The 26,160-nt window shown below is 32.6% G+C and carries 25 protein-coding genes, 5 tRNA genes and 3 other annotated features (1 of these 33 cut by a window edge); of the genes, 6 read left to right on the top strand and 24 right to left on the bottom strand.

Annotation, left to right across the window (positions count from 1 at the left end; genetic code table 11):
• Positions 1-167, bottom strand: a binding site (T-box leader); it reaches 47 nt to the left of the window's first position.
• Positions 168-189: 22 nt separating this feature from the next.
• The 5 genes from ACJDUG_RS13230 to ytxC form a co-directional block, all read right to left on the bottom strand.
• Positions 190-984: a TrmH family RNA methyltransferase gene (locus ACJDUG_RS13230; protein ID WP_406770351.1), complete on the bottom strand. Its 795-nt coding sequence runs from the start codon at positions 982-984 to the stop codon at positions 190-192.
• Positions 985-1,035: 51 nt separating this feature from the next.
• Positions 1,036-1,395 carry a 50S ribosomal protein L20 gene (gene rplT, locus ACJDUG_RS13225; protein WP_406770350.1) on the bottom strand — a complete coding sequence of 120 codons (360 nt, stop codon included), beginning with the start codon at positions 1,393-1,395 and terminating at the stop codon, positions 1,036-1,038.
• A 28-nt stretch (positions 1,396-1,423) separates the two neighbouring features.
• Complete coding sequence (rpmI, locus tag ACJDUG_RS13220) at positions 1,424-1,621, bottom strand: 50S ribosomal protein L35 (protein WP_406770349.1); 198 nt, start codon at positions 1,619-1,621, stop codon at positions 1,424-1,426.
• Positions 1,622-1,641: 20 nt separating this feature from the next.
• A complete protein-coding gene (gene infC / locus ACJDUG_RS13215) occupies positions 1,642-2,163 on the bottom strand; it encodes a translation initiation factor IF-3 (protein WP_406770348.1) in 522 nt (173 codons plus the stop codon).
• 142 nt (positions 2,164-2,305) lie between these two features.
• Positions 2,306-2,417: a sequence feature (ribosomal protein L20 leader region), on the bottom strand.
• A 42-nt stretch (positions 2,418-2,459) separates the two neighbouring features.
• On the bottom strand, positions 2,460-3,371 hold the full coding sequence (gene ytxC, locus ACJDUG_RS13210) for a putative sporulation protein YtxC (protein WP_406770347.1): 912 nt from the start codon (positions 3,369-3,371) through the stop codon (positions 2,460-2,462).
• 155 nt (positions 3,372-3,526) lie between these two features.
• Here ytxC and ACJDUG_RS13205 point away from each other — a divergent pair, with 155 nt between their 5' ends.
• The gene (locus ACJDUG_RS13205; RefSeq protein WP_406770379.1) at positions 3,527-4,231 is read left to right on the top strand and encodes a DUF6873 family GME fold protein; all 705 of its coding nucleotides are present in this window, start codon (positions 3,527-3,529) and stop codon (positions 4,229-4,231) included.
• Between the two features lie 105 nt (positions 4,232-4,336).
• Here ACJDUG_RS13205 and ACJDUG_RS13200 read toward each other — a convergent pair.
• The 13 genes from ACJDUG_RS13200 to ACJDUG_RS13140 all read right to left on the bottom strand — a co-directional run bounded on the left by ACJDUG_RS13200 (position 4,337) and on the right by ACJDUG_RS13140 (position 12,791).
• A tRNA-Cys gene (locus ACJDUG_RS13200) sits at positions 4,337-4,411 on the bottom strand.
• Between the two features lie 3 nt (positions 4,412-4,414).
• Positions 4,415-4,489, bottom strand: a tRNA-Gly gene (locus tag ACJDUG_RS13195).
• Positions 4,490-4,497: 8 nt separating this feature from the next.
• A tRNA-Phe gene (locus ACJDUG_RS13190) sits at positions 4,498-4,573 on the bottom strand.
• A 158-nt stretch (positions 4,574-4,731) separates the two neighbouring features.
• Positions 4,732-4,808 (bottom strand) — tRNA-Asp (locus tag ACJDUG_RS13185).
• A gap of 17 nt (positions 4,809-4,825) precedes the next feature.
• A tRNA-Val gene (locus ACJDUG_RS13180) sits at positions 4,826-4,901 on the bottom strand.
• Between the two features lie 109 nt (positions 4,902-5,010).
• On the bottom strand, positions 5,011-5,895 hold the full coding sequence (gene hslO, locus ACJDUG_RS13175) for an Hsp33 family molecular chaperone HslO (protein ID WP_406770346.1): 885 nt from the start codon (positions 5,893-5,895) through the stop codon (positions 5,011-5,013).
• A 21-nt stretch (positions 5,896-5,916) separates the two neighbouring features.
• Positions 5,917-6,654, bottom strand: coding sequence for a class I SAM-dependent DNA methyltransferase (locus tag ACJDUG_RS13170; protein WP_406770345.1), 738 nt, complete (start codon positions 6,652-6,654; stop codon positions 5,917-5,919).
• A gap of 67 nt (positions 6,655-6,721) precedes the next feature.
• On the bottom strand, positions 6,722-7,009 hold the full coding sequence (locus tag ACJDUG_RS13165) for an alpha/beta-type small acid-soluble spore protein (RefSeq protein WP_406770344.1): 288 nt from the start codon (positions 7,007-7,009) through the stop codon (positions 6,722-6,724).
• 103 nt (positions 7,010-7,112) lie between these two features.
• The gene (locus ACJDUG_RS13160; protein WP_406770343.1) at positions 7,113-8,081 is read right to left on the bottom strand and encodes an ABC transporter ATP-binding protein; all 969 of its coding nucleotides are present in this window, start codon (positions 8,079-8,081) and stop codon (positions 7,113-7,115) included.
• Complete coding sequence (locus tag ACJDUG_RS13155; protein WP_406770342.1) at positions 8,068-9,099, bottom strand: ABC transporter ATP-binding protein; 1,032 nt, start codon at positions 9,097-9,099, stop codon at positions 8,068-8,070. The genes ACJDUG_RS13160 and ACJDUG_RS13155 overlap by 14 nt, the downstream gene beginning before the upstream one ends.
• A 12-nt stretch (positions 9,100-9,111) precedes the next feature.
• Positions 9,112-10,026, bottom strand: a complete 915-nt coding sequence (locus ACJDUG_RS13150; protein WP_406770341.1) for an ABC transporter permease — start codon at positions 10,024-10,026, stop codon at positions 9,112-9,114.
• Between the two features lie 11 nt (positions 10,027-10,037).
• On the bottom strand, positions 10,038-10,988 hold the full coding sequence (locus ACJDUG_RS13145) for an ABC transporter permease (protein WP_406770340.1): 951 nt from the start codon (positions 10,986-10,988) through the stop codon (positions 10,038-10,040).
• Positions 10,989-11,060: 72 nt separating this feature from the next.
• Positions 11,061-12,791 carry a peptide ABC transporter substrate-binding protein gene (locus ACJDUG_RS13140; protein ID WP_406770339.1) on the bottom strand — a complete coding sequence of 577 codons (1,731 nt, stop codon included), beginning with the start codon at positions 12,789-12,791 and terminating at the stop codon, positions 11,061-11,063.
• Positions 12,792-13,362: 571 nt separating this feature from the next.
• Between ACJDUG_RS13140 and ACJDUG_RS13135 the strand changes: the two genes are divergently transcribed.
• The 3 genes from ACJDUG_RS13135 (at position 13,363) to dapB (ending at position 16,235) form a co-directional block, all read left to right on the top strand.
• The gene (locus ACJDUG_RS13135; RefSeq protein ID WP_406770338.1) at positions 13,363-14,358 is read left to right on the top strand and encodes an aspartate-semialdehyde dehydrogenase; all 996 of its coding nucleotides are present in this window, start codon (positions 13,363-13,365) and stop codon (positions 14,356-14,358) included.
• A gap of 140 nt (positions 14,359-14,498) precedes the next feature.
• A complete protein-coding gene (gene dapA, locus ACJDUG_RS13130) occupies positions 14,499-15,386 on the top strand; it encodes a 4-hydroxy-tetrahydrodipicolinate synthase (protein WP_406770337.1) in 888 nt (295 codons plus the stop codon).
• A 93-nt stretch (positions 15,387-15,479) separates the two neighbouring features.
• On the top strand, positions 15,480-16,235 hold the full coding sequence (gene dapB, locus ACJDUG_RS13125) for a 4-hydroxy-tetrahydrodipicolinate reductase (RefSeq protein ID WP_406770336.1): 756 nt from the start codon (positions 15,480-15,482) through the stop codon (positions 16,233-16,235).
• Positions 16,236-16,292: 57 nt separating this feature from the next.
• Here the strand turns inward: dapB and ACJDUG_RS13120 are convergent, their stop codons facing one another.
• Positions 16,293-17,462 (bottom strand): pyridoxal phosphate-dependent aminotransferase, encoded by a 1,170-nt coding sequence (locus ACJDUG_RS13120; RefSeq protein WP_406770335.1) that lies wholly within the window; start codon positions 17,460-17,462, stop codon positions 16,293-16,295.
• A gap of 240 nt (positions 17,463-17,702) precedes the next feature.
• On the opposite strand from ACJDUG_RS13120, the gene dapD reads away from it, so the two are divergent.
• A complete protein-coding gene (gene dapD, locus ACJDUG_RS13115; RefSeq protein WP_406770334.1) occupies positions 17,703-18,413 on the top strand; it encodes a 2,3,4,5-tetrahydropyridine-2,6-dicarboxylate N-acetyltransferase in 711 nt (236 codons plus the stop codon).
• Between the two features lie 46 nt (positions 18,414-18,459).
• Here the strand turns inward: dapD and ACJDUG_RS13110 are convergent, their stop codons facing one another.
• Positions 18,460-19,131 carry a single-stranded DNA-binding protein gene (locus ACJDUG_RS13110; protein ID WP_406770378.1) on the bottom strand — a complete coding sequence of 224 codons (672 nt, stop codon included), beginning with the start codon at positions 19,129-19,131 and terminating at the stop codon, positions 18,460-18,462.
• A gap of 187 nt (positions 19,132-19,318) precedes the next feature.
• The gene (gene pdaB, locus ACJDUG_RS13105) at positions 19,319-20,086 is read right to left on the bottom strand and encodes a polysaccharide deacetylase family sporulation protein PdaB (RefSeq protein WP_406770333.1); all 768 of its coding nucleotides are present in this window, start codon (positions 20,084-20,086) and stop codon (positions 19,319-19,321) included.
• 200 nt (positions 20,087-20,286) lie between these two features.
• Between pdaB and ACJDUG_RS13100 the strand changes: the two genes are divergently transcribed.
• Complete coding sequence (locus tag ACJDUG_RS13100) at positions 20,287-20,811, top strand: DUF4364 family protein (protein WP_406770332.1); 525 nt, start codon at positions 20,287-20,289, stop codon at positions 20,809-20,811.
• Here ACJDUG_RS13100 and ACJDUG_RS13095 read toward each other — a convergent pair.
• The 3 genes from ACJDUG_RS13095 to ACJDUG_RS13085 form a co-directional block, all read right to left on the bottom strand.
• Positions 20,808-21,692: a YncE family protein gene (locus ACJDUG_RS13095; protein WP_406770331.1), complete on the bottom strand. Its 885-nt coding sequence runs from the start codon at positions 21,690-21,692 to the stop codon at positions 20,808-20,810. The two genes, ACJDUG_RS13100 and ACJDUG_RS13095, sit on opposite strands and share 4 nt — an antisense overlap.
• A 128-nt stretch (positions 21,693-21,820) precedes the next feature.
• Positions 21,821-23,119: a bifunctional folylpolyglutamate synthase/dihydrofolate synthase gene (locus tag ACJDUG_RS13090; RefSeq protein ID WP_406770330.1), complete on the bottom strand. Its 1,299-nt coding sequence runs from the start codon at positions 23,117-23,119 to the stop codon at positions 21,821-21,823.
• A gap of 54 nt (positions 23,120-23,173) precedes the next feature.
• On the bottom strand, positions 23,174-25,822 hold the full coding sequence (locus ACJDUG_RS13085) for a valine--tRNA ligase (protein WP_406770329.1): 2,649 nt from the start codon (positions 25,820-25,822) through the stop codon (positions 23,174-23,176).
• A 47-nt stretch (positions 25,823-25,869) separates the two neighbouring features.
• Positions 25,870-26,090, bottom strand: a binding site (T-box leader).
• Positions 26,091-26,160 lie beyond the last annotated feature (70 nt).

The following is a 26,160-nucleotide window of genomic DNA, read 5'->3' as shown; positions in this document are numbered from 1 at the left end:
GTCCTCTTAGATAAATTTAATGGTTCTACCCACTGACAGCTACTTTATTTCACAGTCAGAACTCAAAAGCGAACTTCAACATAAAAACTTATAAAAAGGCTTTCAGTCTTTGACCTTTTCTCCCTGAAAAAATTTATTATATTTACTCTCTTTATCACAGTTTAATATAAACTTATTTTTTATTATAATTTACTTGATATTAAATGTCAACTTCTGTCTTACTGCTTCAAATAACATAACTGAAGCTGCCACTGCTGCATTTAAGGATTCAGCACCACCTGGCATAGGAATTTTAACTTTAATATCTCCAATTTGGTAAACTTCGTCACTAATTCCGCTTCCTTCATTACCTACAGCTATAATTAAATTTTGATTTAAATTAACCATATAAAAATCAGTTGAATCCTCTAAAGAGCTTACAATTACTTTATAATTGCTTTCTTTTAGGGCTTTAGTAAAATTTAAATTTTCATCTTCTATAACTGGTATGTTAAAAATAGATCCCATTGTAGACCTTAAGGTTTTTTCATTATAAATGTCCACGGTGCCTTTAGTAACTATAACACCTAAGGCTCCTGCGGCATGTGCACTTCTAATAATAGTTCCTAAGTTCCCAGGATCTTGAATTCTATCTGCTAAAACAAAAATGCCTTCTTTTTTTACTACAGGTACTTTAATTTTATTTACCACAGCAATTACGCCTTGTGGGCTTTCAGTATCGGAAAGCTGCCTAAAGATAGTTTCCTTAACTATGTACACTTTTGTGGAATTTGTAAGCATGCTTTCTATATTATATTCTTCCCACTTATTTAAACTATTTTCATTTATAAAAATTTCTGAAACATTAAAAGAAGATTTCAAAGCTTCTTTAGTAAACCTAAAACCTTCTACTAAAAATTTAGAATTTAAAGTTCTATGCCTTTTCTCCTTAAGCTTTTTTACCTCTTTAATTGTAATATTATCCTTGCTTTGAATTAGCTCCAAAAACTCTCACCTACTTCTAATAAAAAAATGCAGCCTTAAGCTGCATTTTTATTAAGCGTTTATTTGCTTCTTAGCTACTTCAACTAATTCTCCAAAAGCCTTTGGATCATTTATAGCTATCTCTGAAAGCATTTTTCTATTTATATCAATTCCTGCAAGCTTTATACCATTCATAAATCTTGAATAGGAAAGACCATTCATTCTAGTAGCAGCATTTATTCTTGCTATCCAAAGCTTTCTGAAGTCTCTCTTCTTAAGTTTTCTGCCTACATATGCATTTCTTAAAGCTCTTACAACTGTTTCATTAGCAGTTTTGAATAATTTGCTTTTTCCACCATAGTAGCCCTTCGCTAGCTTTAATATTTTCTTATGATATTTACGAGCGTTTACAGCCCTTTTAACTCTTGCCATTTAATTAACCTCCTTTAAGAATCTCATATTATAGATATGGTAATAATTTCTTCATTGATTTTTCTTGTGCAGCTGCTACATAGCTAGTTTTTCTAAGATTTCTCTTTCTCTTTGAGCTCTTCTTAGTTAATATATGGCTCTTAAAAGCGTTAGCTCTCTTAAGTTTACCTGAACCTGTTTTCTTGAATCTCTTTGCTGCACCTCTATGTGTCTTCATTTTTGGCATAATAAAATTCCTCCTCTCAGTTATGCTCTTTTAGGAGCTAAAATCATTATCATATTTTTGCCTTCCAGTTTAGATGGTTTTTCTATTATGCAAACCTCATCTAATCTGTTTGAGAAAGACTGAAGTATTCCAAGGCCTAGATGAGAATATTCCACTTCTCTTCCCCTAAATCTAATTGTAACTTTCACTTTATCTCCATCTAATAAGAATTTTCTAGCATTGTTAGCTTTAATTGAAATATCATGTTCTTCTATGTTAGGACTTAGTCTAACTTCTTTAATATCAACAATTTTTTGCTTTTTCTTTGCTTCTTTATCCTTCTTTTGCTGCTCGTATATGAACTTGCCAACATCCATTATTTTGCAAACTGGTGGAGCTGCAGTAGGAGCAATTAGAACTAAGTCTAGTTCCTTTTCTTCTGCCATCCTCAAAGCTTCCTTTGTAGAAATAATACCTAATTGGCTGTTATCACTGCCAATAAGTCTTACTTCTTTTTCTCTAATTTCCTCATTAATAAGAAAATCTTTACTAATAACTTTCACCTCCTAAAAGGTAATTTATACAATTCAAAAGTTCTAATACATTAGTTATGTCCTAAAAACCCTTAAAGATTGGATATTTTATAACATAACCAATGTAAGAACTTTATTGCATTGTATTTATATCCGTCAACACATTTTATACAAATATAAAAAAAGACGGCAGTGGCCGTCCCTTAATAGTTCTAATTCGAAAAACTATCATAACCTATCTAGCAACGCTGAAAGGTGAGAAACGGCTGTTTCTTCTTAACATAAAATATTGTACACTGTATTTTACACATTGTCAATAAAAATTATTAATCCTTACATAATTTAATACCTTGCCTAATCTTCTTGCACATGTTGCAGCCACTACAAATAATAGCCCTATTTTCAAAAACCTTCTTAATTGTATCTAAAACCTCTTTATTAGTACAATTTTCGGCCCCATGAATAATTATTTTTTTAGGTGCATTGGTTATGAGTCCGCTAAGCAGCATATCTTCAATATTAACTGTAGCATTATACTTAACATCAGACAAATCGCTTAACAAGCTATCCATAATATTATTTCCTGCTTCATCTAAAATAATATAGCTGCCATCCTTTTGTATCAGAATATTGACCTTATCAATTTTACTATCTTGAAGCTCAACAAAATACTTTAAAAGACTTATAAATTCATTATACTCCCTTTCTACCATATAGCTCTCAACAACTTTATCTATAATACTTTCTAAATCCCCTAAAAGCTCCTTCATTCTAAAAGTAATAAAACCTTTAATATTAATTTCTTTATTTTCTGCAATACATTCTATTATCTTTTGTATAATTGAGTTTTTTCTATTTCTAAAATACACCATATATTCATTGAGTATTGCACCTTCACTTTTAAAAGCCTCTAAACTTAACCTTTTAATCTCCTTTATCTCATCATATTTTAAAAAGAAATATGTATCTGTAAGAAATCCCTGCATATTTTTTTTATAATATTCACTAATAACCATATTATATAAAATATTAGACATGTAAAGATTAAATATATCCATAAATCTTTTATTTACTGAAGAATCTTCACAAAATATCTTTAAGAAGTGGGTATTGAACTCTAGACTTTCAGAAAAGCCTATAATTATATTTCTATCACGAAAATATTTTTTCATTGCATTAACTTCATCTATTATATCTTCATTGCCATTTTCATATACAACAGTTAAAAGTAGCATCATTCACACTCCTTTCTTAAAATAGTATGTGTTTTAGAAAAATGTATATGCAAAATAAATAATGCAATTATCGACAAAAAAAGTTAATTTGTACTTTCTTGATTAAATAATTAAAAGGTTGTATTGTAGAGATAACTATTATGAATGTAGGTGTTAGAATGAAAGCTGTCTTAGTAGATTATAGAATTGATGAATATGAAAAAGAAAATTTAAGAACTTTTAATCTAGAAGTCTTAGCGGTGCCTCCATTTAAAAGACTTTATGCTGCTGTAAGCGGGCATCCAGATATGTTATTAAATATAATAAATGAGAATACTATTATTGTTCATAAGGAAATGGACATAAATTTTATAAAGGAATTGGAGAATTATAAGTATAAAATACTTTATTCAAATAATAGTCTTGAGTCAAAGTATCCATTAGATATAATTTTAAATGCCTTAAATTTAAAGAATTTATTTGTTCACAACCTTAAGTATACAGATAATACATTACTGCAAAACATAAGTTACAAAAAACTAAAATCAGTTTCTCAAGGTTATACAAAATGTTCAACAGCCATTATTAGCAGCAGTGCTGTAATGACAAGCGATAATGGTATTGCAAAAGCCTTAAGTGAAGAAAATATTGATGTTTTGCTCCTACCACCTGGGGATATAATTCTTCCTGGCTTAAATTATGGCTTCATTGGTGGCTGCTGTGGGCTATTAGAAAAAGGCTTATTGGCCTTCTATGGACATTTAGATAATTATATCTATAAAAATGAAGTAAAGGAGTTTTTAAAAAAGCACAATGTAGAACCTGTGTTTTTAAGTAAAGGAAGACTTTTTGACAGAGGGAGCATTTTTGTAATTAATAATTAACATTTAGACATATATGAAATGTAATTGAATTTTTTATTAAAATTAGCAAGGATCCTTTCTTTTAATATAAAAAAGACTTTAGAAATAAAATTTCTAAAGTCCTTTTGGAGGCGCCATCCAGATTTGAACTGGAGAATAGAGGTTTTGCAGACCTCTGCCTTACCACTTGGCTATAGCGCCATATGGAGCGGAAGACGGGACTCGAACCCGCGACCTTCACCTTGGCAAGGTGACACTCTACCATTGAGTCACTTCCGCATATTTTATGGTGGCCAGACCAGGAATCGAACCAGGGACACGAGGATTTTCAGTCCTCTGCTCTACCGACTGAGCTATCTGGCCATATTAAGTTTTGTTTTCGCCGCAATAAAACGTAAATAAAGTAATTAAGCAGCACTAGGTAATATAGCCGATCGCCATCGGCTATATTACCCGCCAAATGTCATTTAGACATTCGGCCTCTACCGACTGATATATCTGGCCATATTTAAATCAAAAGTTGGCGACCCAGAAGGGGCTCGAACCCTCGACCTCCGGCGTGACAGGCCGGCACTCTAACCAACTGAGCCACTGGGCCACATTTAATTAACCTTATGGTGGGCACAACAGGGCTCGAACCTGTGACCCTCTGCTTGTAAGGCAGATGCTCTCCCAGCTGAGCTATGCGCCCATAAAGTTACTTAACACATTTACAATTATATATTGGTATTAAATAATTGTCAATAACTTTTTCCACTATTTATACACCACTTTATAACAACTTTGTTACCATATATTTATTAACTATTTAACTTATTTAGTAATTCTCCTATATCATCATTTGAAAATACATAAGAGGTATTGCAGAAATGGCAGGTAATTTCCTCTTCCTTTCCTTCATTATATATCTCTTCTAGATCCTTCCTTCCAATACTTATTAAAGCCTTCTCAACTCTTTCTCTAGAACAATCACATTTAAATTTTGGCTCAAGACTGCCTAGAATACTTAAATTCATATCTTCAAAAATGAATTCAAGAATTTCTTCAATTGTCATGCCCTTTTCTATTAGTTCCGTAATAGAAGGTATTTCCTGAAGTCTATAGGTTATTAAGTCAGCTACAAGTTCACTAGCTCCAGGCATCATTTGAATTATAAACCCTCCCGCAGCCTTTACACTTAAATCTGTGTTTACTAGTACTCCAAGCCCTACAGCAGAAGGCGTCTGTTCAGAGGCGGTAAAATAGTATGCTAAATCGTCACCAATTTCACCAGTACTAATAGGAACTTGCCCTACATAGGGCTCTTTAAGTCCCATATCCCTTATAACAAGTAAGCTGCCATTTATGCCGATTGCTCCGCCTACATCTAGTTTACCTCTGCTATTTACAGGTAAATCCACTTCAGGATTTCCAATATATCCTTTAACTGAGGCATCCGGATAAGCTGTTACTACCACACCCTTTGCTTCACCACCTCCTGATATCTGCAAGGTTAAGCTTTCTTTCTCGGATTTAAGCATTGCTCCCATAATACTTCCAGCTGTTAGCATTCTTCCTAAGGCTGCAGCAGCTGTAGCAGCACAATTGTGTACTTTTACTGCTTCATTAACCAAGTCTGTAGTTATAGCCCCAACTATTCTTATTGCTCCATCTTGAGCCGTAGCTCTTATTAATTTATCTGACACAAAAATATCTCCTTTGCTTGTTTATTTAGTTAGAATATATGCTATTCTTTCACACTTTTCATCTATTGAAATTCCTTCATAATTATTTAGTTTTCCCTTAAATACAAAACCAGCCTTCTCAATTATCTTTTCTATATCAACTTGTTTATAGGCCCTTTCCGAATGCTCCTCATCAAATCTTTTATAGTTTCCCTCTTCCTTTACAAAAAAAGTGAGCTTCATATCTACTATATCATTCTCAAGGTAGTTGTCCCAAATATATACTACTTTATCATCATCAAAAGTAAACACATTATTACCCAAAATATTTGTAAGTTTATAATAAGAATTAATATCAAAGATAAATACACCATTATCCTTTAGATGCTGAAAAACACCTATGAAGTAAGCCTTTAAATCTATCTCATCTAAAATATAATTGGTGGCATCTAAACAGCAGGTTATTAAATCAAACTTTTGATTTAATTTTAAATTGCAAATATCTTGACATATGAATTTAGCACGAATTCCATGAGTTCTTAGTTTACTTTCAGCTTCAGTAAGCATTGAACTTGATAAATCCACTGCCCAGGTAGCTTTGAATTCCTTACTAATTTGCTCTGTTAAATTTCCGGTTCCACAAGCCAAATCCAAATAATCTTTTTTTTCAATATTAAAATTTGAACATAAAGTCAAAATTTTATTAGCCCAAGCTTTATAATCAACATCGCAATTAATAAGTTCATCATAAATATGTGCTAAGTCTTTATATTGGCTCATAATATTCCCCCCATCTTAGCAATATTTCTAAGGCTAATATTATATATTTTTAGTAACTAAGTCAATATTATTTCTCTTCTCCATCAAATTTATAATCTGCATAACCATTTTTCATTATTATTTCCTTATTCTTGGGAAGTTTCATGTCCTTCTTTCTTTTAGTCATAATTCCCCCAATTCTTCCTGTTTCTTCAGCAGTAAGCCCACTCCAGCCGAGCCTATCTACCTTTTCTCGAAGGCCTAATTCCTCAGCTATTTCATATTTTATTTTCTCTCTAAGTCTTTCTAACTCTGTAAGCTGCCTATTGGATTTTAATTTAGCCTTTATAACTTTTTTTAAAGGTGTTTTACCCATTATATTCCCCTCCCTAAGTTTCTACTTTTTATTTTTAACTTATAAGGAGAGCAATATACATAAAAAACAACAAAATTTAAAAGAGGGAGCGTACTCCCTCTTTTTAAAATAAATGACATGCAACAAAATGCTCTTTTTCAACTTCTTTAAATTCTGGTGTTACTTCGCTGCAAATTGGTTTAGCATATCTGCATCTTGCAGCAAATCTACAGCCTGGCTTTGGATTTATAGGACTTGGTACTTCACCTTCAAGCATTATTCTCTTTCTATTCTTTTCAGTTTCCGGATCTGGAATTGGAATAGCCGAAAGTAAAGCTTGAGTATATGGATGAAGCGGTTTAGCATATAAATCATGGCTGCTGGCAAGCTCCACCATAGTACCTAAATACATAACTCCTACTCTATCTGATATATGCTTAACCATTGAAAGGTCATGAGCTATAAACAAATAGGTAAGTCCAAGTTCCCTTTGAAGCTTTATTAGTAAGTTTACAACCTGAGCCTGTATAGATACATCTAGTGCTGATATAGGCTCATCACAAACTATAAATTCTGGTTCTATAGCAAGTGCTCTAGCTATTCCTATTCTCTGTCTTTGCCCGCCAGAGAATTCATGAGGAAATCTAGAAGCATGCTCCTTATTTAATCCAACAAGTTCAAGTAAGTTATAAATTTTATCAATTTTTTCTTGACCTGTATATAAGCCATGTATTTCTATACCTTCAGCAATAATATCTCCAACTGTCATTCTTGGATTCAAGGATGCATATGGATCTTGAAATATTATTTGTGCTTTTCTAGTAAACTCTTTCTTTTGCTTAGAATTTGAGTTATGAATATCCACTCCATCGAATAAAACTTCTCCAGAGGTAGCAGGATATAAACCCATAACCGTCCTTCCGCAGGTAGTTTTACCACAGCCTGATTCCCCAACAAGTCCAAGAGTTTCACCTTTATTAATAGTAAAGCTAACATCATCTACAGCCTTAAGTATAGCGTTAGGCCCTACTTTAAAATATTTCTTTAAATTTTTGACTTCTATTAAAACTTTGTTTTCCTTATTTTGACTCATTTGCTGTACCTCCAATACCGTCTGGTTTAGCTACTTTTGGTGCATATGGATGTTGTAACCAGCAATTAACTGAGTGAGTTGGAGAAAGCACAGTAGTTTCAGGCATAGCTTCCTTACAAATTGCCATAGCATGATCACATCTTGCTGCAAAAGGACATCCAACAGGGGGATTTAATAAGTCAGGAGGTGTGCCTTTTATTGCATATAGTGTATCCTTGTGTTCAGTTGAAAGTCTTGGAACAGCTCTTAATAATGCCCAAGTATATGGATGCTGTGGGTTATAAAATAATTCATTCACAGTTCCTCTTTCTATAATTAAACCTGAATACATTACTTGAATTTTATCTGCAAAATCTGCTACAACGCCAAGGTCATGTGTAATAAGAATTACAGCAGAACCAAGCTTGTCTTGAAGATCTTTAATAAGATCCATGATTTGTGCCTGTATAGTTACATCTAGAGCAGTTGTAGGTTCATCTGCTATTAATATTTTAGGATTGCAGGCAAGAGCTATAGCTATCATTGCCCTTTGTCTCATGCCGCCTGAAAATTCATGAGGATACTGTTTTGCTCTTTTATCAGCATTTGGAATATTAACAAGCTTTAGCATTTTAACAGCTTCCTCAAAGGCTTCTGCCTTTGACAAGCCTCTGTGTATTATTAAAGATTCTGCTATTTGATCTCCTACAGTCATGGTAGGATTTAAGGAAGTCATTGGGTCTTGGAAAATCATGCTTATATCTGATCCTCTAAGTTCTCTTAAGGCATTTTCATCCATTTTTAATATATCTTGTCCATTAAATAGTATTTCTGAACCTTCCTTAATTTCTCCAGGAGGTGTTTGAATTAGTCTCATAAGAGACTTAGATGTAACTGATTTTCCACAGCCTGATTCTCCAACTATAGCCAGAGTCTCACCTTTGTTTAAGAAAAAATCTATACCTCTTACTGATTGAACTTCTCCTGCGTAGGTATGATATGAAACCCTTAGGTTTTTAACCTCTAATATTTTGTCCATTTTCTTTCCTCCTTACTGACGAAGCTTTGGATCTAGTGCGTCTCTTAAACCATCACCTAGTAAATTAAATGCGAGAATAGTTAAACTTATTGCTACAGCAGGGAAAATAAGTTCATGAGGATGATTTGTCATAGCTCCCTGTCCTGCAAATACCAATGCACCCCAGCTTGTGTTTGGAGGTTGAATACCTAAGCCTAAGAAGCTTAAATAGGCTTCGTCAAATATATATCCCGGTACATCCATAGACACATATACTATAATTACACCAATTGTATTTGGAATTAAATGTTTTGAAATTATTCTAGTAGGACTTGCACCAAGGGCCTTAGCCGCCATAACATATTCTGAAGTTTTAAGCTGCATAACTTGTCCTCTTATAAGACGGGCTATTGTCATCCAGCCTGTAATAACTAATGCAAGTATTAAGGTTCCTATACCAGGAGGCAAAACAATAAGTAATAATATAACAACTATTAAATATGGTACAGTAGCAAATATTTCAAGAACTCTCATCATTATTGTATCAACTATTCCGCCAAAGTAGCCGCTTATACCACCATATATGCAGCCAAATACTAATTCAACTGCTGTACCTATAAATCCTATAATAAGAGAAACTCTGCCTCCAATTAAGGTTCTTGCAAATAGGTCTCTACCAACATTATCAGTTCCAAACCAGTAGTTTCCAAAAGGGGCTTTATCTAAAAGTTTGTAATCTTGAGTATCAAACTTGTGAGGAGCTAAATAAGGTCCAATTACACAAGCTAAAATTACTAATATTAAAAACCCTAGTGATAACATTGCAACAGGATTCTTTTTTAACCTTCTCCAAGCATCCTTCCAAAAGGTTATAGCTGGTCTGTTTATTTTTTCTGCTTCTGCATCAAAAGCTCCCAATATTTCAAACTTGCTTTTATCTAGTAACATAAGTTTCACCTCTACTCCTTAGAATCAGTCAATTTCATTTTTGGATCCACTATAACGTAGGCAATATCCGCCAATAATTGAGCTACTATATAAATGAAGGCAAAGAAAACTGTAAGGGACATAATAACGGTATAATCTCTGTTAGTTATTGAATTTACAAGTTCTCTTCCTATTCCTGGTATTGCGAATATTTGTTCTATTACTATGGAACCCATTAGAACATAAGCAATTCTAGGTCCAAGCACGGAAATAACAGGAACTAATGCATTTTTTAAAATATGTTTTAAGGTTAAAGGTACTTGTGCAACACCCTTTGCCTTAGCTGTTAGAATATAATCTTGATTTAATACATCTAGTATTGAAGACTTTGAATATCTTGCAAAGCTTGCAATGCTACCAAAGCTTAGTGCTAAGGATGGCATTAATGTATATTTAAAGGCTGTAAAGAAGTAGGTATGAGCGCCCCATCCTACAGTTGGCAGCCCGTATTTTCCACCGAAACCAAGTTGAAATAAGAGGGCCAGTACAAAGGCTGGAATAGATACCCCTAATATTGCAATTAAAATAACTAAGTAATCAATCCATGAATTTCTCTTTAAGGCTGCAACTATACCTAAAAGTAGACCAACTATGAGTCCAAATGCAATAGCTTGTAAGCCAAGTCTTAAGGTTACTGGAAACTCAGCCTTTAGCAGACTATTAACAGTTCTTCCTGGATATATTATGGATTCACCCATATTGCCAGTTAATAAATTTTTAAGATAATCGCCATATCTAACATATAGCGGCTGATCAAGTTTGTATTTTGCCCTTATAACTTTTACTGTAGCTTCTGGCAGTACCCTTGCCTTTGTCATTATAGGATCACCTGGGATGCTATTTATAAGAATAAAAGTCAAAGTAGCTACTACCCACAAAGTTACTAACATAAGTCCTATTCTTTTCAATATATATTTAGCCATATTCTTCCCCCCGCCTTAGAGCATGAATATCAACAGGGCAGTTGCCCTGTTGATATATAATTTAGTTATTTACTATTTCCCGGAAACATAAGCTCTTGTAAAGTCATAGTATCCACCAAACTTTTGAATATAAAGGCCTTTAACATAAGTATGAATAAATGCATTTATATCTCTATAGTAAGTTGGAATAACAGCTGCATCTTTTGCAATTAATAAATCTTCAGCTTGTTTGTAGTTGTTTTCTCTCACTGCTGAATCTGCAGATGCTCCTGCTTCTTTTACTAATTTATCATAGTCAGGGTTATTGTAGCCACCATTGTTATTACCGCTGTTGCTTAAGAATACAGCAAAGAAGGAATGAACGTCGTTATAGTCTGCACCCCAACCGCCTGCACATAAGTCAAATTTTCCATCTGTTCTGTCTTTAAAGTATGTTGGTGAGTCAACATTAAATACTTGTTTAATATTTATTCCAAACTCATCTTTATAAGTCTTTTGCAGGTAGTCTCCTGTAGCTTTTGTAATAGCTGAAGACTTACCTAAAAGTAGAGTTAAAGTAACTTTTGACGGGTCAGTAATACCAACTTCTTTTAATCCTTCTGTCATTAATGTCTTTGCATCGTCTTTTACTGCCTTTAATGGTTCTGGAACGTCTTTTCTATAATCCTTGTCACCTGCCATAATTCCATTTGGAACTATGCCATTTGATGGGAAGTTTCTCTTGTAAACAACATCTAAGAACTCTTGTCTGTTTAAGCCTAGAGATAATGCTTCTCTAACCTTTTGGCTTTTCATAGCTGGGCTAGGTGTAAAGTTCTTTGTCTTTCCTACATTTAAATATAAGAAGAATGCTGATGTATCATAACCAGATTGATAAGTATATTCTCCAGCATCAGCTGCTTTCTTTAATGTAGTTAAGTCATCACCTACTATACTAGTAGTTAGAAGGTCTAACTCTTTACTTTGAAGCATCTTAACCATAGTTGCTGGTTCTGTAACTATTGGAGCATTAACTGTAGTTAAAGATATATCTTTTGCATCCCAATATTTATCATTTTTAGTGTAAACTATTTTTGAATTTGGTTGGTAGCTAGAAATTACAAATGGTCCGTTATAAACCATAGTTGTATAATCAGAACCATATTTGTCTCCTAATTTCTTAGCAATATCTTCTCTAGCTGGAGCTAAGCCTTTAAATGCAATTGCACTTTCAAAGTAAGCTGTAGGAGCCTTTAAAGTAACTTCAAAGGTATAATCATCTACTGCTTTTAGTCCAAGATTATCTAATAAGCTTTGATATTTATCAGTTTGGTTTTTATCTACAGCAGCTAATAGCTCATCAGCACCTTTAATGCCAATTTCAGCTAAGAAAGTCATATAGTCTGCACCATTTTTAGGATCAGCTTGTCTCTTCCAGTTAAATACATAGTCTTTTGCAGTTACTGGCTGTCCGTCTGACCATTTTGCATCCTTTCTTAAATGGAAGGTGTAAACTGTTTTATCAGCGTTAGTATCAATTTTTTCTGCCCCGGCAAGTTCAGTTGTAACCTTACCATCTTTCATGACTTCTCTTGTAAGAGCTTCATAAACTGCAGTGTAGGTTGTAAAGGTTTCAGTATCACTTGCTAATGCTGGGTCAAGGGTTTTAAAATCATACCCTAGAACGTTTAATGTTTGATCTGCATCCTTTTTGTCTGTTGCAGCTGGTGTATTTGTTTCTGGTTTGCTTCCGCAGCCTGCTAACAAAGAAGTTGCTAGTAGTGCAGCTGTTATTACTGCTGCCAATACTTTTTTACTTTTCATTTATTAATTCCCCCTTTTATTGTATCTATCATAATAAGTATTACTACTTATTACATCAAAAAATAATAAACTCAAATAGCTTATATAATATATTCAACTTAAAAACAAAAATTCCTGCTTTAATTTGCTGAAAATTTATTTTTTTCTCTATTTTTAAAATCGTTGCTCTTTTTAAAACTAATGTTTAATTAATTTTATCTACATAAAACAACAAATAAAGACAAAATAGTTGAACTATTGAATACAGCCGTTCTCCTTATTTCATTTTTTACATAGTAGCATAATTTAATAAAGCTTGTCAATCTACATATTGCCTTGTTATTTTAATAACTATGTCTAATATTAATTTTAAATTTTCTGATACATGAATGTATAAATTCAAAACTAATTTGATTTTTTATAAATTTGTGCTATTTTTTATCAATTTATTAATTTTCTTAATAAATTTTCTTTTTAATAAAAAACTATATAATTTTATAAATAATAATTATATAATATAGTATAGATTTTTCTGGGAGCTGCACAATTAATATTGTGTAGTGCAGAATAAGGAATACAAGGAGGTTTTAATATGAACTATAATGTAGCAGTAGTTGGCTCCACTGGTATGGTTGGAAGAAAATTTATTGAGGTATTAGAGGAGAGAAACTTTCCGGTAGATAAAATATATTTTTATGCTTCTAAAAAGTCAGCTGGTTTAAAGATAACTTATAAAGGTATGGATATAACAGTTGAGGAGCTTAAAGAAGATAATATAAAAAATAAAAAAATAGATTTTGCACTATTTTCTGCTGGCGGAGATATCAGCCTTCAATTTGCCCCAATTTTTGCAAAGTATAAAGCAGTTGTAATAGATAACAGCAGTGCTTGGAGAATGAATCCAGAGGTTCCCCTGGTTGTGCCAGAAGTTAACCCTGAAGACTTAAAGTTGCACAAAGGGATTATTGCAAACCCAAATTGCTCCACAATACAAGCTGTAGTTGCACTTAAACCCCTTTATGATAAATATGGCATTAAACGAATAGTTTACTCTACTTATCAAGCTGTGTCAGGTGCTGGTATGTCCGGCTATAAGGATTTAGAAGAAGGTTTAAAAGGATTAGAACCTAAAAAGTTTCCTTATGCTATTGCAGGTAATATTCTTCCACATATTGATGTTTTTATGGAAAATGGCTATACAAAGGAAGAAATGAAAATGGTTAATGAAACAATAAAAATTCTCCATGATGATAAGTTAAAAATAACAGCTACAACGGTTAGAGTTCCTGTATATTATGGCCATAGTGAAAGTATTAATGTTGAACTTAATAAAAACTTTGCTATTGAAGATATTTTCGAGCTTTATAGTAATTCTAAAGGAATTGTCTTAAAAGATGATGTGAAAAACTTGGTTTATCCTATGCCAATTGATGCAGCTGGACATGATGAAGTCTATGTAGGAAGAATTAGAAGGGACTTCAGTCTTGAAAACGGTCTTAATTTATGGGTTGTAGCTGATAATATTCGAAAAGGAGCTGCTTCAAATGCAGTACAAATTGCAGAATGCATTATAAATGACGAGAAATAGATAAAATTAAAACAATTTAGTAAATTAAAGTATTAAAAGACTTAACCTAATTTTTATTATTAAACTTAATCAAAGGGGACTGTCCCCTTTGATTCTTTGAATTCTTAAAAGTTAAAATTTATATTATAGGAGGAATTACAATGAGTATTTTCAAGGGTTCAGGTGTAGCTATCATAACTCCATTCACAGAAACAGGTATTGATTATGAAAAATTAGAACAGCTGATTGAATGGCAGATTGAAAATGGGACTGACGCAATAATTGTTTGCGGAACTACTGGAGAAGCTTCAACTATGAGTGAAGCAGAAAGAAAGGCAACTATTAAATTTACTGTAGATAAGGTTAATAAAAGAATTCCAGTAATTGCTGGCACAGGAACAAATAATACTGAGGCTTCAATAAATATGAGTAAATGGGCTGAAGGCATAGGAGTTGACGGGCTCCTCATAATTACTCCTTATTACAATAAAACTACTCAAAAGGGCTTAGTTGAACATTTTAAGGCAATAGCAAATAGCGTTGAAACTCCTATAATTATCTACAACGTGCCCTCAAGAACTGGAATGAACATGGAACCTAAGACCTTACTTAAGCTTTCAGATATAAAAAATATTGCAGCAATAAAAGAAGCAAGCGGAAACATCAGCCAAATAGCTAAGGTGAAGGCCTTATGCGGTGATAAAATAGATGTATATTCCGGTAATGATGATCAAACAATTCCAATTATGTCTCTAGGAGGTATTGGCGTAATATCAGTGCTTGCTAATGTAATTCCTAAAGATATGCATAATATGTGTATGGAGTATCTAAATGGGAATCATGAAAGAGCTTTAAAGATTCAATTTGATACCCTAGCTTTAAATGATGCTCTTTTCATTGAAACGAACCCTATACCTGTAAAAACAGCTATGAATCTTATGGGGATGAAAGTAGGAAGTTTAAGGCTGCCTTTATGTGAAATGGTGGATAGTAATCTTGAAGTTCTAAAGAGAGAATTAACTGCTTATGGCCTTAAGATAGAAGGCTAAATCAGTGAGGAAAATCAGTGGGGACTGTCTCCACTGATTCCACGTGACACAAATTTGATTTTTAAATTCTAATAATTAATTGGAGTTGATTAAATGGTTACAATTTTATTAAATGGCTGCTTAGGAAAAATGGGCAAAACAGTCACTACACTTTCAAAAAATTTCGAGGAGCTAAAAATAGCAGCTGGTGTTGATAGAATGAAGGACGCAATGGATTATTCTGTTTATAATAACATTTTTGATTGTAAAGAAAAAATTGATGTTATTTTGGACTTTTCCAGGCCAGAATCATTAGATGATCTTTTAAGCTATGCAAAAGCTACTAAAGCCTCCTTAGTTCTTTGCACTACTGGATACACTGAAGCTCAAATATTAAAAATTAGAGAAATGAGCAATGAAATCCCAATTTTTCGCTCAGCAAATATGTCTCTTGGAGTTAATATTATAAATAATATATTAAAGAAGGTTAGCGCTCTTTTATATAAGGATTATGACATAGAAATAATTGAAAAACACCACAATCAAAAGGTCGACTCCCCCAGCGGCACTGCATTGTTACTTGCAAATACAATTAAAGATGCCATTTCAGATGAGACCATCTTTAAATTTGGAAGAGAAGGCATAAGCAAAAGAGAGCATACAGACATAGGAATACATGCAGTTCGCGGCGGCAGTATTGTAGGTGAGCATGAAGTAATATTTGCAGGTCAAGGCGAAACCATAGAAATTAAGCATACTGCAGTTTCAAGGGATGTATTTGCAGTTGGGGCCTTGAAAGCCTGTGAGTTTATGTGCTGCAAATCACCAGGTCTTTATTCTATGGATAATATGCTTGAGAATATCCTATAATTTTATAAAAATAATATTAAGGGCCGCAGCATAAGATTTGCCGCGGTTCTTACTTCTTTAAAAGGCCCATTTTAACCAGTTTTCTAACCTATCAAGTGCTTCCTTTAATACATCCATGCTGTAGCTGTATGAGATTCTTACATAACCTTCTCCCCTGCTGCCAAAAGCAGAACCAGGTACAACTGCTAGTTTACCTTCTCTTAGTAATCTTTCGCAAAACACATCACTACTTAAATTATATTTCTTAATTGATGGAAAAATATAAAATGCTCCCTGAGGATTTGTAACATCAAGTCCCAAAGCTAAAAGTCTTTCATAAACATAATCTCTTCTTCTTTTAAATTCATTTTTCATATTTTCTACATCCTCTAAACAGGAGCTTAGCCCCTCATAGGCCCCCCACTGAACTATAGATGGTGCACAGGATACATTGTACTGATGAACCTTCATTACCTCATCCATAAACTTCTTATGAGCACAAACATAACCAAGTCTAAGTCCTGTCATGCTGAACATTTTGGAAAAACCGCTTATCAAAACAATTTTTGATTTAAGCTCCTTAAATTGTGAAATAGAATAATAATTATCTTCATAGCACAGGGAGCTATATATTTCATCTGAAATTATTATTGTAGGCATATTTAATAAAAGCTCATAAAGCTTATTTCTATCTTCTTTTGATAAGACTGCCCCAGTTGGATTTGAAGGATAGGAAACAACCATAAGCTTTGGCTGCTCTTTTTGAAGTTTCTCTTCTAAATCTTGAAAATTAATAGAAAAGTCTTTATTTAAATTATATTCAATTACATGTCCCCCAAGCAATTTTATGCAGCTATCGTAGGCAGGATATGCAGGAGATGGTATTAGAACTTTATCTCCTTTATTTATAAAGGCAGTAAAAACAGATAATAGTCCTTCACTTCCTCCAATAGTTAAGCATATTTCCTCTGACTTAAAGTTAATTTCAAAACTGCTTAGAAACTCTGAAAGCTTTTCTCTAAGCTCAATTATTCCAGCATTTGAAGTATAGGCCGTTTTATTTTCTAAAATAGCTTTTATCATGGCATCTTTAACTTTTAGTGGCACATTAAAATCAGGCTGCCCTAAGGTAAGTGATAGTGCTTCAGGGACATCAATTACTTTATTATAAAACTTCCTAATACCAGAAATTTCAATATTTTTTACATTATCTGAAAAGAGTCTATTTTCATTATCTAAATTTTCCAACCTTAACCCTCCTGTATTCCTAATTCTGTACTAAACAATTATCAATTGTTCAGCCTCCTGTATTCCTAATTCTGTACTAAACAATTATCAATTGTTCAGCCTCCTGTATTATCACAGATTTCATATTCATTATACAATATATCCAAGCTATATTAAAATCCCCCTTTAATTTCTTGTTATTTTTTATTATAATTTATTATATATTGTCTAATAAAATGGAATATTACTAGGAGGTAAACTATGGAATACAATTTGACAGATCCTTATGAAATAGCAAGATACATAAAAGATGCTAAGAAAACTACACCCGTAAAAGTATATGTAGACGGCAACCTTAAAAACTCTGATTTTGGAAGTCTAGATGTATATGGAGATGGAAACTTCTATGTTTTCTTCGGCGAAAGTCATGAAGCTTCAGATTTCTTAATGAAAAACAAAGGAAAAATAAATAAATTTAAGATTGAGTATGATAGGCGTAATTCTGCCATTCCTCTTATGGATCTTCTTAATATTGATGCCAGAATAGAGCCAGGCGCTATTATAAGAGACAAGGTTGTAATAGGAAAGAGTGCTGTTATTATGATGGGGGCAGTAGTAAACATTGGAGCCGAAATTGGCGAGGGAGCTATGATTGACATGAATGCCGTTGTTGGTGCCAGAGGAAAAATTGGTAATAGAGTTCATCTTGGTGCTGGAGCAGTTGTGGCTGGAGTTTTAGAACCGCCTAGCAAAGACCCTTGTGAAATTGCAGATGATGTTTTAATAGGTGCTAACTCAGTTATCCTTGAGGGAGTTAAAATTGGAAAAGGTTCAGTAGTTGCTGCAGGGTCAGTAGTAGTAGAGGATGTACCAGCTGGAGTAGTTGTTGCCGGCACACCAGCTAAAATTATAAAAGTTGTTGATGACAAAACAAAAGAAAAAACTCAAATATTAGATGACTTAAGAGAATAGCAGAGAAGAATCTTCTCTGCTATTTTCTATAATAAATTAATTATTCCTATACTTCCTCAATGAGGTTTTCATCATCTGAGCTCTCTATTGCCCCAGATTCCTTATTAACACGTTCCATTTTAGAAATTGAAACCTCATAAGCTGTTTTTTTAACGGTTTCAGTTTCAGATACCTTTTTTTCATATTCTCTACTTTGAAGTCTTCCCCATACTCTTAAGTTATCACCTACAATGAGGCTTTGACAAAACCTAGAATTTCTACCCCATGCAATAGTTGGTATGTAATCAGACTTATTATAAGAGCGATTAACAGCTAAAAGCATATCTGCTATCTCTCTTCCAAAGGGAGTAGTTCTATATACAGGTTGTTTGCATATATATCCATCTAGAAATATCTGATTAGGATTTTTACTTCTTTCTATGCAAAACTCCACATTTCTTGCAAATACAGATAGTATTAGCCTGTTTGCTCCGTCTACGAACTTATTATAGGAACGTAATTGCCCTTCAACAATTACTTCACTGCCCTCTTTAAGTTCCATTCCCCCAATAAGTCTTTCAGAAACAGTAATACACAATATATCTTTCGCATCACTTAATCTTGGAACCTCAAGATCGAAATTATAGAAGCCCTCCCCATACATCTCATGGCTAAATTGAAGGTCAGATAATATTTTTCCTTCAAGATAAATCTTATTGTTTAACATTAAATTGTCCATCATTACCCCTCTTTCCCTTAGTTTTATTGCCTACACAGAATATAAATATTCAAAATAAATACAAAATATAACTTTTTTTAATAATATTAATAAGTTCTTTGATGTATATTTTATTATTAAGGTTAAATTATATTAACACATAATATATTCCATTATAATACATTTTATAAATAAATTTCAATAATAGTTATTTTAATATTTGCTTTCCAGAAGTGTCTAAATAATAATTGTCTTTATAAATCAAATCCGAAACTTTTACAAATTTATAACCCTCACTTTTCAACTTTTCTATAATCTTTGGTAGATTTTCTGGAGTGTACTTTGCATTGTTATGAAATAAAAGTATGGAACCTGGTTTTGTTTTTTTTATGACCCTATTATATTCTATGCCTGCACCATTCTCTCTCCAATCAATACTGTCCACGTCCCATTGAATTGGAATATGACCGGTAGCTTTAACTGTTTTTATAGCGTTGTCATTATATGTACCTTCAGGAAATCTAAATAGCTTTGTACCTTCACCAGTAACTGATAATATTTTTGCATCACAGGTCATAATTTCTTCGATGAGTTTTTCCTTGGAGATTTTATTAATATCAGGATGCTTATTTGTATGATTTCCCAATTCATGTCCCCTTTTTACCATATCCTTTACTAGCGCCTCATTATCATCAATCCATGCACCTACTAGAAAAAAAGTAGCTTTAATATTATATTTATCTAAAATATCTAAAAGCTTCGGGGTATTATCATCACCCCAGCTAACATCAAAGGTTAATGCAACTTTTTTATCTTTTGTATCTACATTATATATTGGAAGTTCCCTATATAAAAATTTAAAAACACCTATGCTTTTGTAATTAATTCCAATAGAAATCATTGAACTTATAAATATTAATAATAATAACAAGCTTGCTCTTTTATATATTTTATTGTTTAAATTAGGAGACTTCATTTCTATCCCTCTTTCATATTTCTTTACTCTATAATTTTATTCTCTAAGTAAATTAATATGCTTATTGTTAATTAGCGAAAATTACATATTTATGCTAAGATAAAAACTAAAAGCACCCATATATAAAAGTGCTTTTTATGTTATAATATTTTTGATATATTTTAAAAATAACTTTAGTCCACTAGTAATGGAGGAAAATTATGTTTGGTGATACAGCAGATTTAGCAGAAAACAAGCTTCTGCTACTTTATTTATTTAATAAAATAAGACTTCCTATATCCAATAATCAAATTACTCAAATAGTACTTGAAAACAACTTTATTAATTATTTTACCCTTCATCAATATATTTCTGAACTATTAACCTCCGGCTTTTTAGAATATACAGCAGAAGATAAAAAGCATAGATTAATAATAACTGAAAAGGGTAGTAAAGTATTAACTATGTTTGAAAATCGACTTCCTAAAAAAAAGGCCCAGGTTTTAGATGCATATTTAGACAAGCATTTAGATAAAATAAAAAAAGAAATTACCGTTTCAGCTGAATATACAATAGAAAATAAGGATAATTATATAGTTAACCTAATCACAAAAGAAAATAATAAGGTACTTATGGATCTTAAAATTAGTGTTTCAACGAATAAGCAGGCTCAAGAATTGTGTAAAAAGTGGAAGAATTCTTCTTCAGAAATGTATGAAAAAATATTACATTTTTTAATGGACTAGATAAGTGTCATTCCTGTAGGTTCGCCGCCTATGGAAATGACCTCTTTATTTTCCTTCTTAATATCTACTTTTACAAGTAAATTATTATAATTGTCTCCAACATAAACATGGTTTCCATTAGCTACAATTCCTCGTGGCATACCACCTACCCTAATTTTTCTTATTACTTTTAACTTATTTATATCTATTATGCTTATGGTACCATCACCAAAATTTGATACATAACAATAATTTTGCCCTGTACAAATATCTACAGGGGAATTACCTAATTTAATCTTTGCAACAGTTTTTAAGGAATCTATGTCAATAATTCTAAGGGATCCACAGGACTTTAAACCTAATTTACTTTCACATACAAAAATATATTGTCCATCTTCACTAAAAATTGCCTTAGTGGGATATTCAGAAACAGAAAGTTGTTGTAAATTATCCCTATTTAAGCAATCAAAAATAGTAATGCTATCACTGTGCATATTTGCTACAACAGCTAAGGCATTGTATTTATTTATATAAATGCTATGAGGATAACTTCCGCAAGGTATTTCTTCTATTATTTTTTTCATCATTAAATTGAAAACTATAATATTATTTAACTCACCACAAACAATATAAGCATTATGTTCAAATACTTGAACATCGTTGCAGTTCATTCCGATAAAATAATTTTCTATTTCCTCTCCCTCATCAATACTAATAATGGATAAACTATTTCCAAAGCTATTAGCAGTAAGAAGCTTATCTTCGTAAATACATATTCCATGCGGTCCAATTTTATTCTGACTTCTAAGCCTTAAAGGAATTTGTCCTTCCTCCTTAAAGTCCATTAAATTTATTTTGGAAATTGTATCAGTAGAAGTGTTGCAAATATATAAATTGCTCAAGATAATCACCTCCATTTCACTAATATATAATATGTAGACTAAACAAAACTGTTAATAAAAAAGATGGACTAGGACTTAGAAGGCTGAATTGCATTATTCAGCGTGTCTAAACTAATCCACCTTAATTGTCAACTATTTTTTATTATCTTTCTCATATCGCCTATCATATAAAGTGAGCCTGATATAAGCAGCAAGGTATCCTTACTGCAGTAAGTTAAAGCTTTTTTATAAGCTTCCCTATAGTCCTCAACATATTCTACTACTGGATTTATTTCAGCTATACTTTCTGCTAAATCACAGGCCAACTCTGCTCTATCAGAATGAGGAGTAACTGCAATTATTTTTGCTGCCATAGGTGTTATAACTTTAAGCATAGAATCCACCTGTTTATCTGCTAAAATTCCAAGTATTAGCACTATATCCTTATAGCTAAAGTATGTTTCAATACTTTCTTTTAATTTCATTATGCCATCAATATTATGAGCTCCATCTATTACAACTAACGGAATTTTACTTAAAATTTCTAATCTTCCAGGCCATTTAACCTTCTTCAATGCTTCAAGTATATGTTCCTTTTTTATAATTATATTTTGTTTTATTAGCTCTTCAACAGCAAAAATTACTACTGAACAGTTAAGAAGCTGTGGTTTTCCAAGCAGTGAAAGCTCAATATTATATATATTAGAACTTGTTTTTACAATTATGCCTTGAACCCCACTATTAACTTCTTTATTAATCTTTTTTAAGGAAACAGAACACTTAGGAACTTCAATTAACCTGCTGTTTCTCTCTTTACAAATTTTGTTTATAACTTCAAAGCTTTCTGCTTCTTGTGGATAAAGCAATAGGGGAACTCCCTCTTTTATGATGCCGGCCTTTTCAAAGGCAATTTTACCTAAGGTATCCCCTAGTATTTTCATATGATCGAAGCTTATGGAGGTAATAATAGTTAATATGGGTTTTATTACATTTGTTGAATCTAACCTTCCGCCTAAACCAACTTCAATGACTGCATAATCTACCTTTTCATTGTAAAAGTACAAAAACATGGCACAGGTGATAATTTCAAATTCCGTTGGATGTTCAAAGCCTAGAGCAATGACCTTTTGGACTGCCTCTGAAACTTCAGTAATAACAGAACTTAAATCCTCCTTTAGAATATTCCTTCCATTTATTTGAATTCTCTCTTCGAATTCTTCTAAATAGGGCGAGGTATACATGCCCACCTTGTAGCCTGCTTCTTTTAATATTTCGTTAAGCATAGCTGTTGTTGAACCTTTACCATTTGTGCCTGCAATGTGGATGCATTTAAGCTTTTTATGAGGATCCCCTAAAAATTCCAATATTTTTTCTGTTCTTGAAAGACCATAATTACTACCAAATTTAGCAGTATCTTTAATATAATCCATTGCCTCTACGTAATTCATATGCTTCCCCCTTAGTAATTAAACAATTAAAGGCTATATAATTTTTGTTTAATATTAATTTGTGAAGCTATTAATTCTTTGTTCTACAGCCTTAAGCATTTCTTTGTATTTTTCACCTTTAACTCTTTCTTCCTCTACTACATCTTTTGGAGCTTTACTTGTAAACTTTTCATTTTTTAGTTTTTTATCTACCCTTTCAATTTCACTGATTAACTTAGTCTTTTCCTTATTTAATCTTTCTAATTCCTTATCCTTATCAACTAAGTCCAATAAAGGAATGAATATTTCTGCAGAAGTAGTAACAACGGAAACAGCATTTTCTGGAACCTCATTTTTGGAATCTATAATAATAAGCTCAGAAGCTGAAGCAAGCTTTTCAAAATATACTGTACCTACATTAAAGGCATGCTTAGCCTCTTTTGAAACAAAGGCTAAAAGCTTTGCTTTTCTTGAAGGAGGTACATTCATTTCTGCTCTTACATTTCTAATACCTCTTATAGCAACAATAATGTAGCTCATATAAGTTTCAGCGTCCTTATTATAGAAAGGTTCATTATATTCAGGCCACTTAGATACAGTAATCGATTCATATTCTACTGCTAAGTGAGTATAAATTTCCTCGGTAATAAAAGGCATTATAGGATGAAGCAGCTGAAGGCTTGTTGTTAAAACCTTATAAAGAACATTAAATGCAATACCCTTTTGTCTTTCATCTTCCCCATAAAGAACTGGCTTTACTAGTTCAATATACCAATCGCATAATTCATTCCAAATAAAATCATATATTTTTTGTGAAGCAATTCCAAGCTCAAATTTATCAACATTTTCAGTAATTTCTCTTACTACTGTATTTAATCTTGATAAAATCCATTTATCTGCAAGGGTGTAGTTTTTATCATCCTTGTACTTATCCATAATATTTTTATTAAGATTCATCATAACAAATCTGGAAGCATTCCAAATTTTATTAGCAAAATTTCTTGCAGCCTCTACTTTTTCAATTTGGAAGCGTATGTCATTACCAGGAGCATTTCCTGTAATAAGCATAAATCTTAGTGCATCTGCACCGTATTGATCTATTATGTCTAACGGGTCTACTCCATTTCCTAAGGATTTGGACATTTTTCTTCCTTCTGAATCTCTAATAATACCATGAATAAATACAGTATCAAATGGTATATCCTTCATATTGTGAAGGCCTGAAAAAATCATTCTGGCAACCCAGAAGAATATAATGTCATATCCAGTAACAAGAGTACTTGTAGGATAAAAATATTTCAAATCCTTAGTTTCATTAGGCCATCCTAAAGTTGAAAATGGCCAAAGTGCTGAACTGAACCAAGTATCAAGTACATCTCTGTCCTGCTCTAAATTAGTACTGTTACATTTTCTGCAGGCTTTAGGTTCATCAATTGAAACGATAACGTCTCCGCAGTCCTTGCAGTACCAAACTGGGATTCTGTGTCCCCACCAAAGCTGCCTTGAAATGCACCAATCTTGAATATTTTCCATCCAATTATAATAGATCTTTTCAAATCTTTCTGGTACAAATTTTATTTCCTTTTCCTTAACAGCTTTAATAGCAGGCTTAGCTAGGCTCTCCATCTTTACATACCACTGCCTTGATATAATTGGCTCAACGGTTGTACCGCATCTATCATGACAGCCTACGTTGTGAACATGTTCCTTTATCTTAACAAGATAACCATGCTCTTCTAGATCCTTAACTATTGCTTTTCTTGCTTCATATCTATCAAGTCCTGCGTATTTTCCGCCTAAATGGTTTATAGTACCATCATCATTCATTACTCTTAACTCTTCAAGATTATGTCTCTTTCCTACCAGATAATCATTAGGATCATGGGCTGGTGTGATTTTAACTGCACCAGTGCCAAATTCTAGATCTACATAATCATCTGCAACTATTGGAATTTCTCTATTTACCAGTGGCAGCATTAAGGTTTTTCCTACTAAATTTATATATCTTTCATCCTTTGGATTTACAGCTACAGCAGTATCACCAAGCATAGTTTCAGGACGAGTTGTAGCAATTTCAATAAAATCATTAGTCCCTACAATTGGATATTTTATATGCCAGAAATAGCCATTTTGTTCAGTGTATTCTATTTCAGCATCTGAAAGTGCAGTTTTACATTTTGGGCACCAATTAGTGATTCTATTTCCTTGGTATATAAGCCCTTCATTATATAACTTTACAAAAACTGTTCTTACGGCTTTATTTAAATTTTCATCCATGGTAAAGGCTTCTCTAGTAAAATCTGCTGAAGCTCCCATTTTTTTTAGCTGCTCTCTAATTCTCGCTCTATATTCGTGAGTCCAATCCCAAACCTTTTCTAGGAATGCTTCTCTGCCCATTTCCTTTTTAATAAGTCCTTGCTTTAAAAGCTCATTCTCAACCTTAACTTCTGTTGCAATACTAGCGTGATCCTCACCAGGAAGCCAAAGTGCACTATAGCCCTGCATTCTTTTAACTCTTATTAAAAAGTCCTGAAGAGTATAATCTAGGGCATGCCCTATATGAAGCTTTCCAGTTATATTTGGAGGGGGCATAATTATTGTGTAAGGCTTTTTAGCTTTATCCACCTCTGGGGTGAAGTAGCCTTTTTCTTCCCAAGTCTTATAAATTCTCTCTTCAAATTCCTTAGGATCATAGGTTGTTGAAATGTTTTTTAATTCTTCCATATTATCAGCTCCTAATATATTTTTACAAATAGAAAAGTCTTCATCCACAAAAGGACGAAGACATACTCGCGGTACCACCTTTATTCCTACAAAACTTCTATAGGCTCTTTAACACTTAACGATTTAGAATAACCGTCCTTACCTACTAATTTCAGCAAAGAAGCTCCAAAGCTACCTTCAAGATAATTCGTATGGAAGGTCTTCCAGCCGATGAACCTTCTTCTCTAAATACTCTTTAATCTCTACTCCTCTTTATCAAAGCTTATAACTATCTTAAATTTTATTATTAATATAATATACCATTGTTTTCAATTCTGTCAACATTTATTTATATATCA

The sequence above is a fragment of the Candidatus Clostridium stratigraminis genome (genome assembly GCF_045310675.1).
Lineage (GTDB): Bacteria > Bacillota > Clostridia > Clostridiales > Clostridiaceae > Clostridium_AT > Clostridium_AT stratigraminis.
This window is presented reverse-complemented; position numbering and strand designations above follow the sequence as displayed.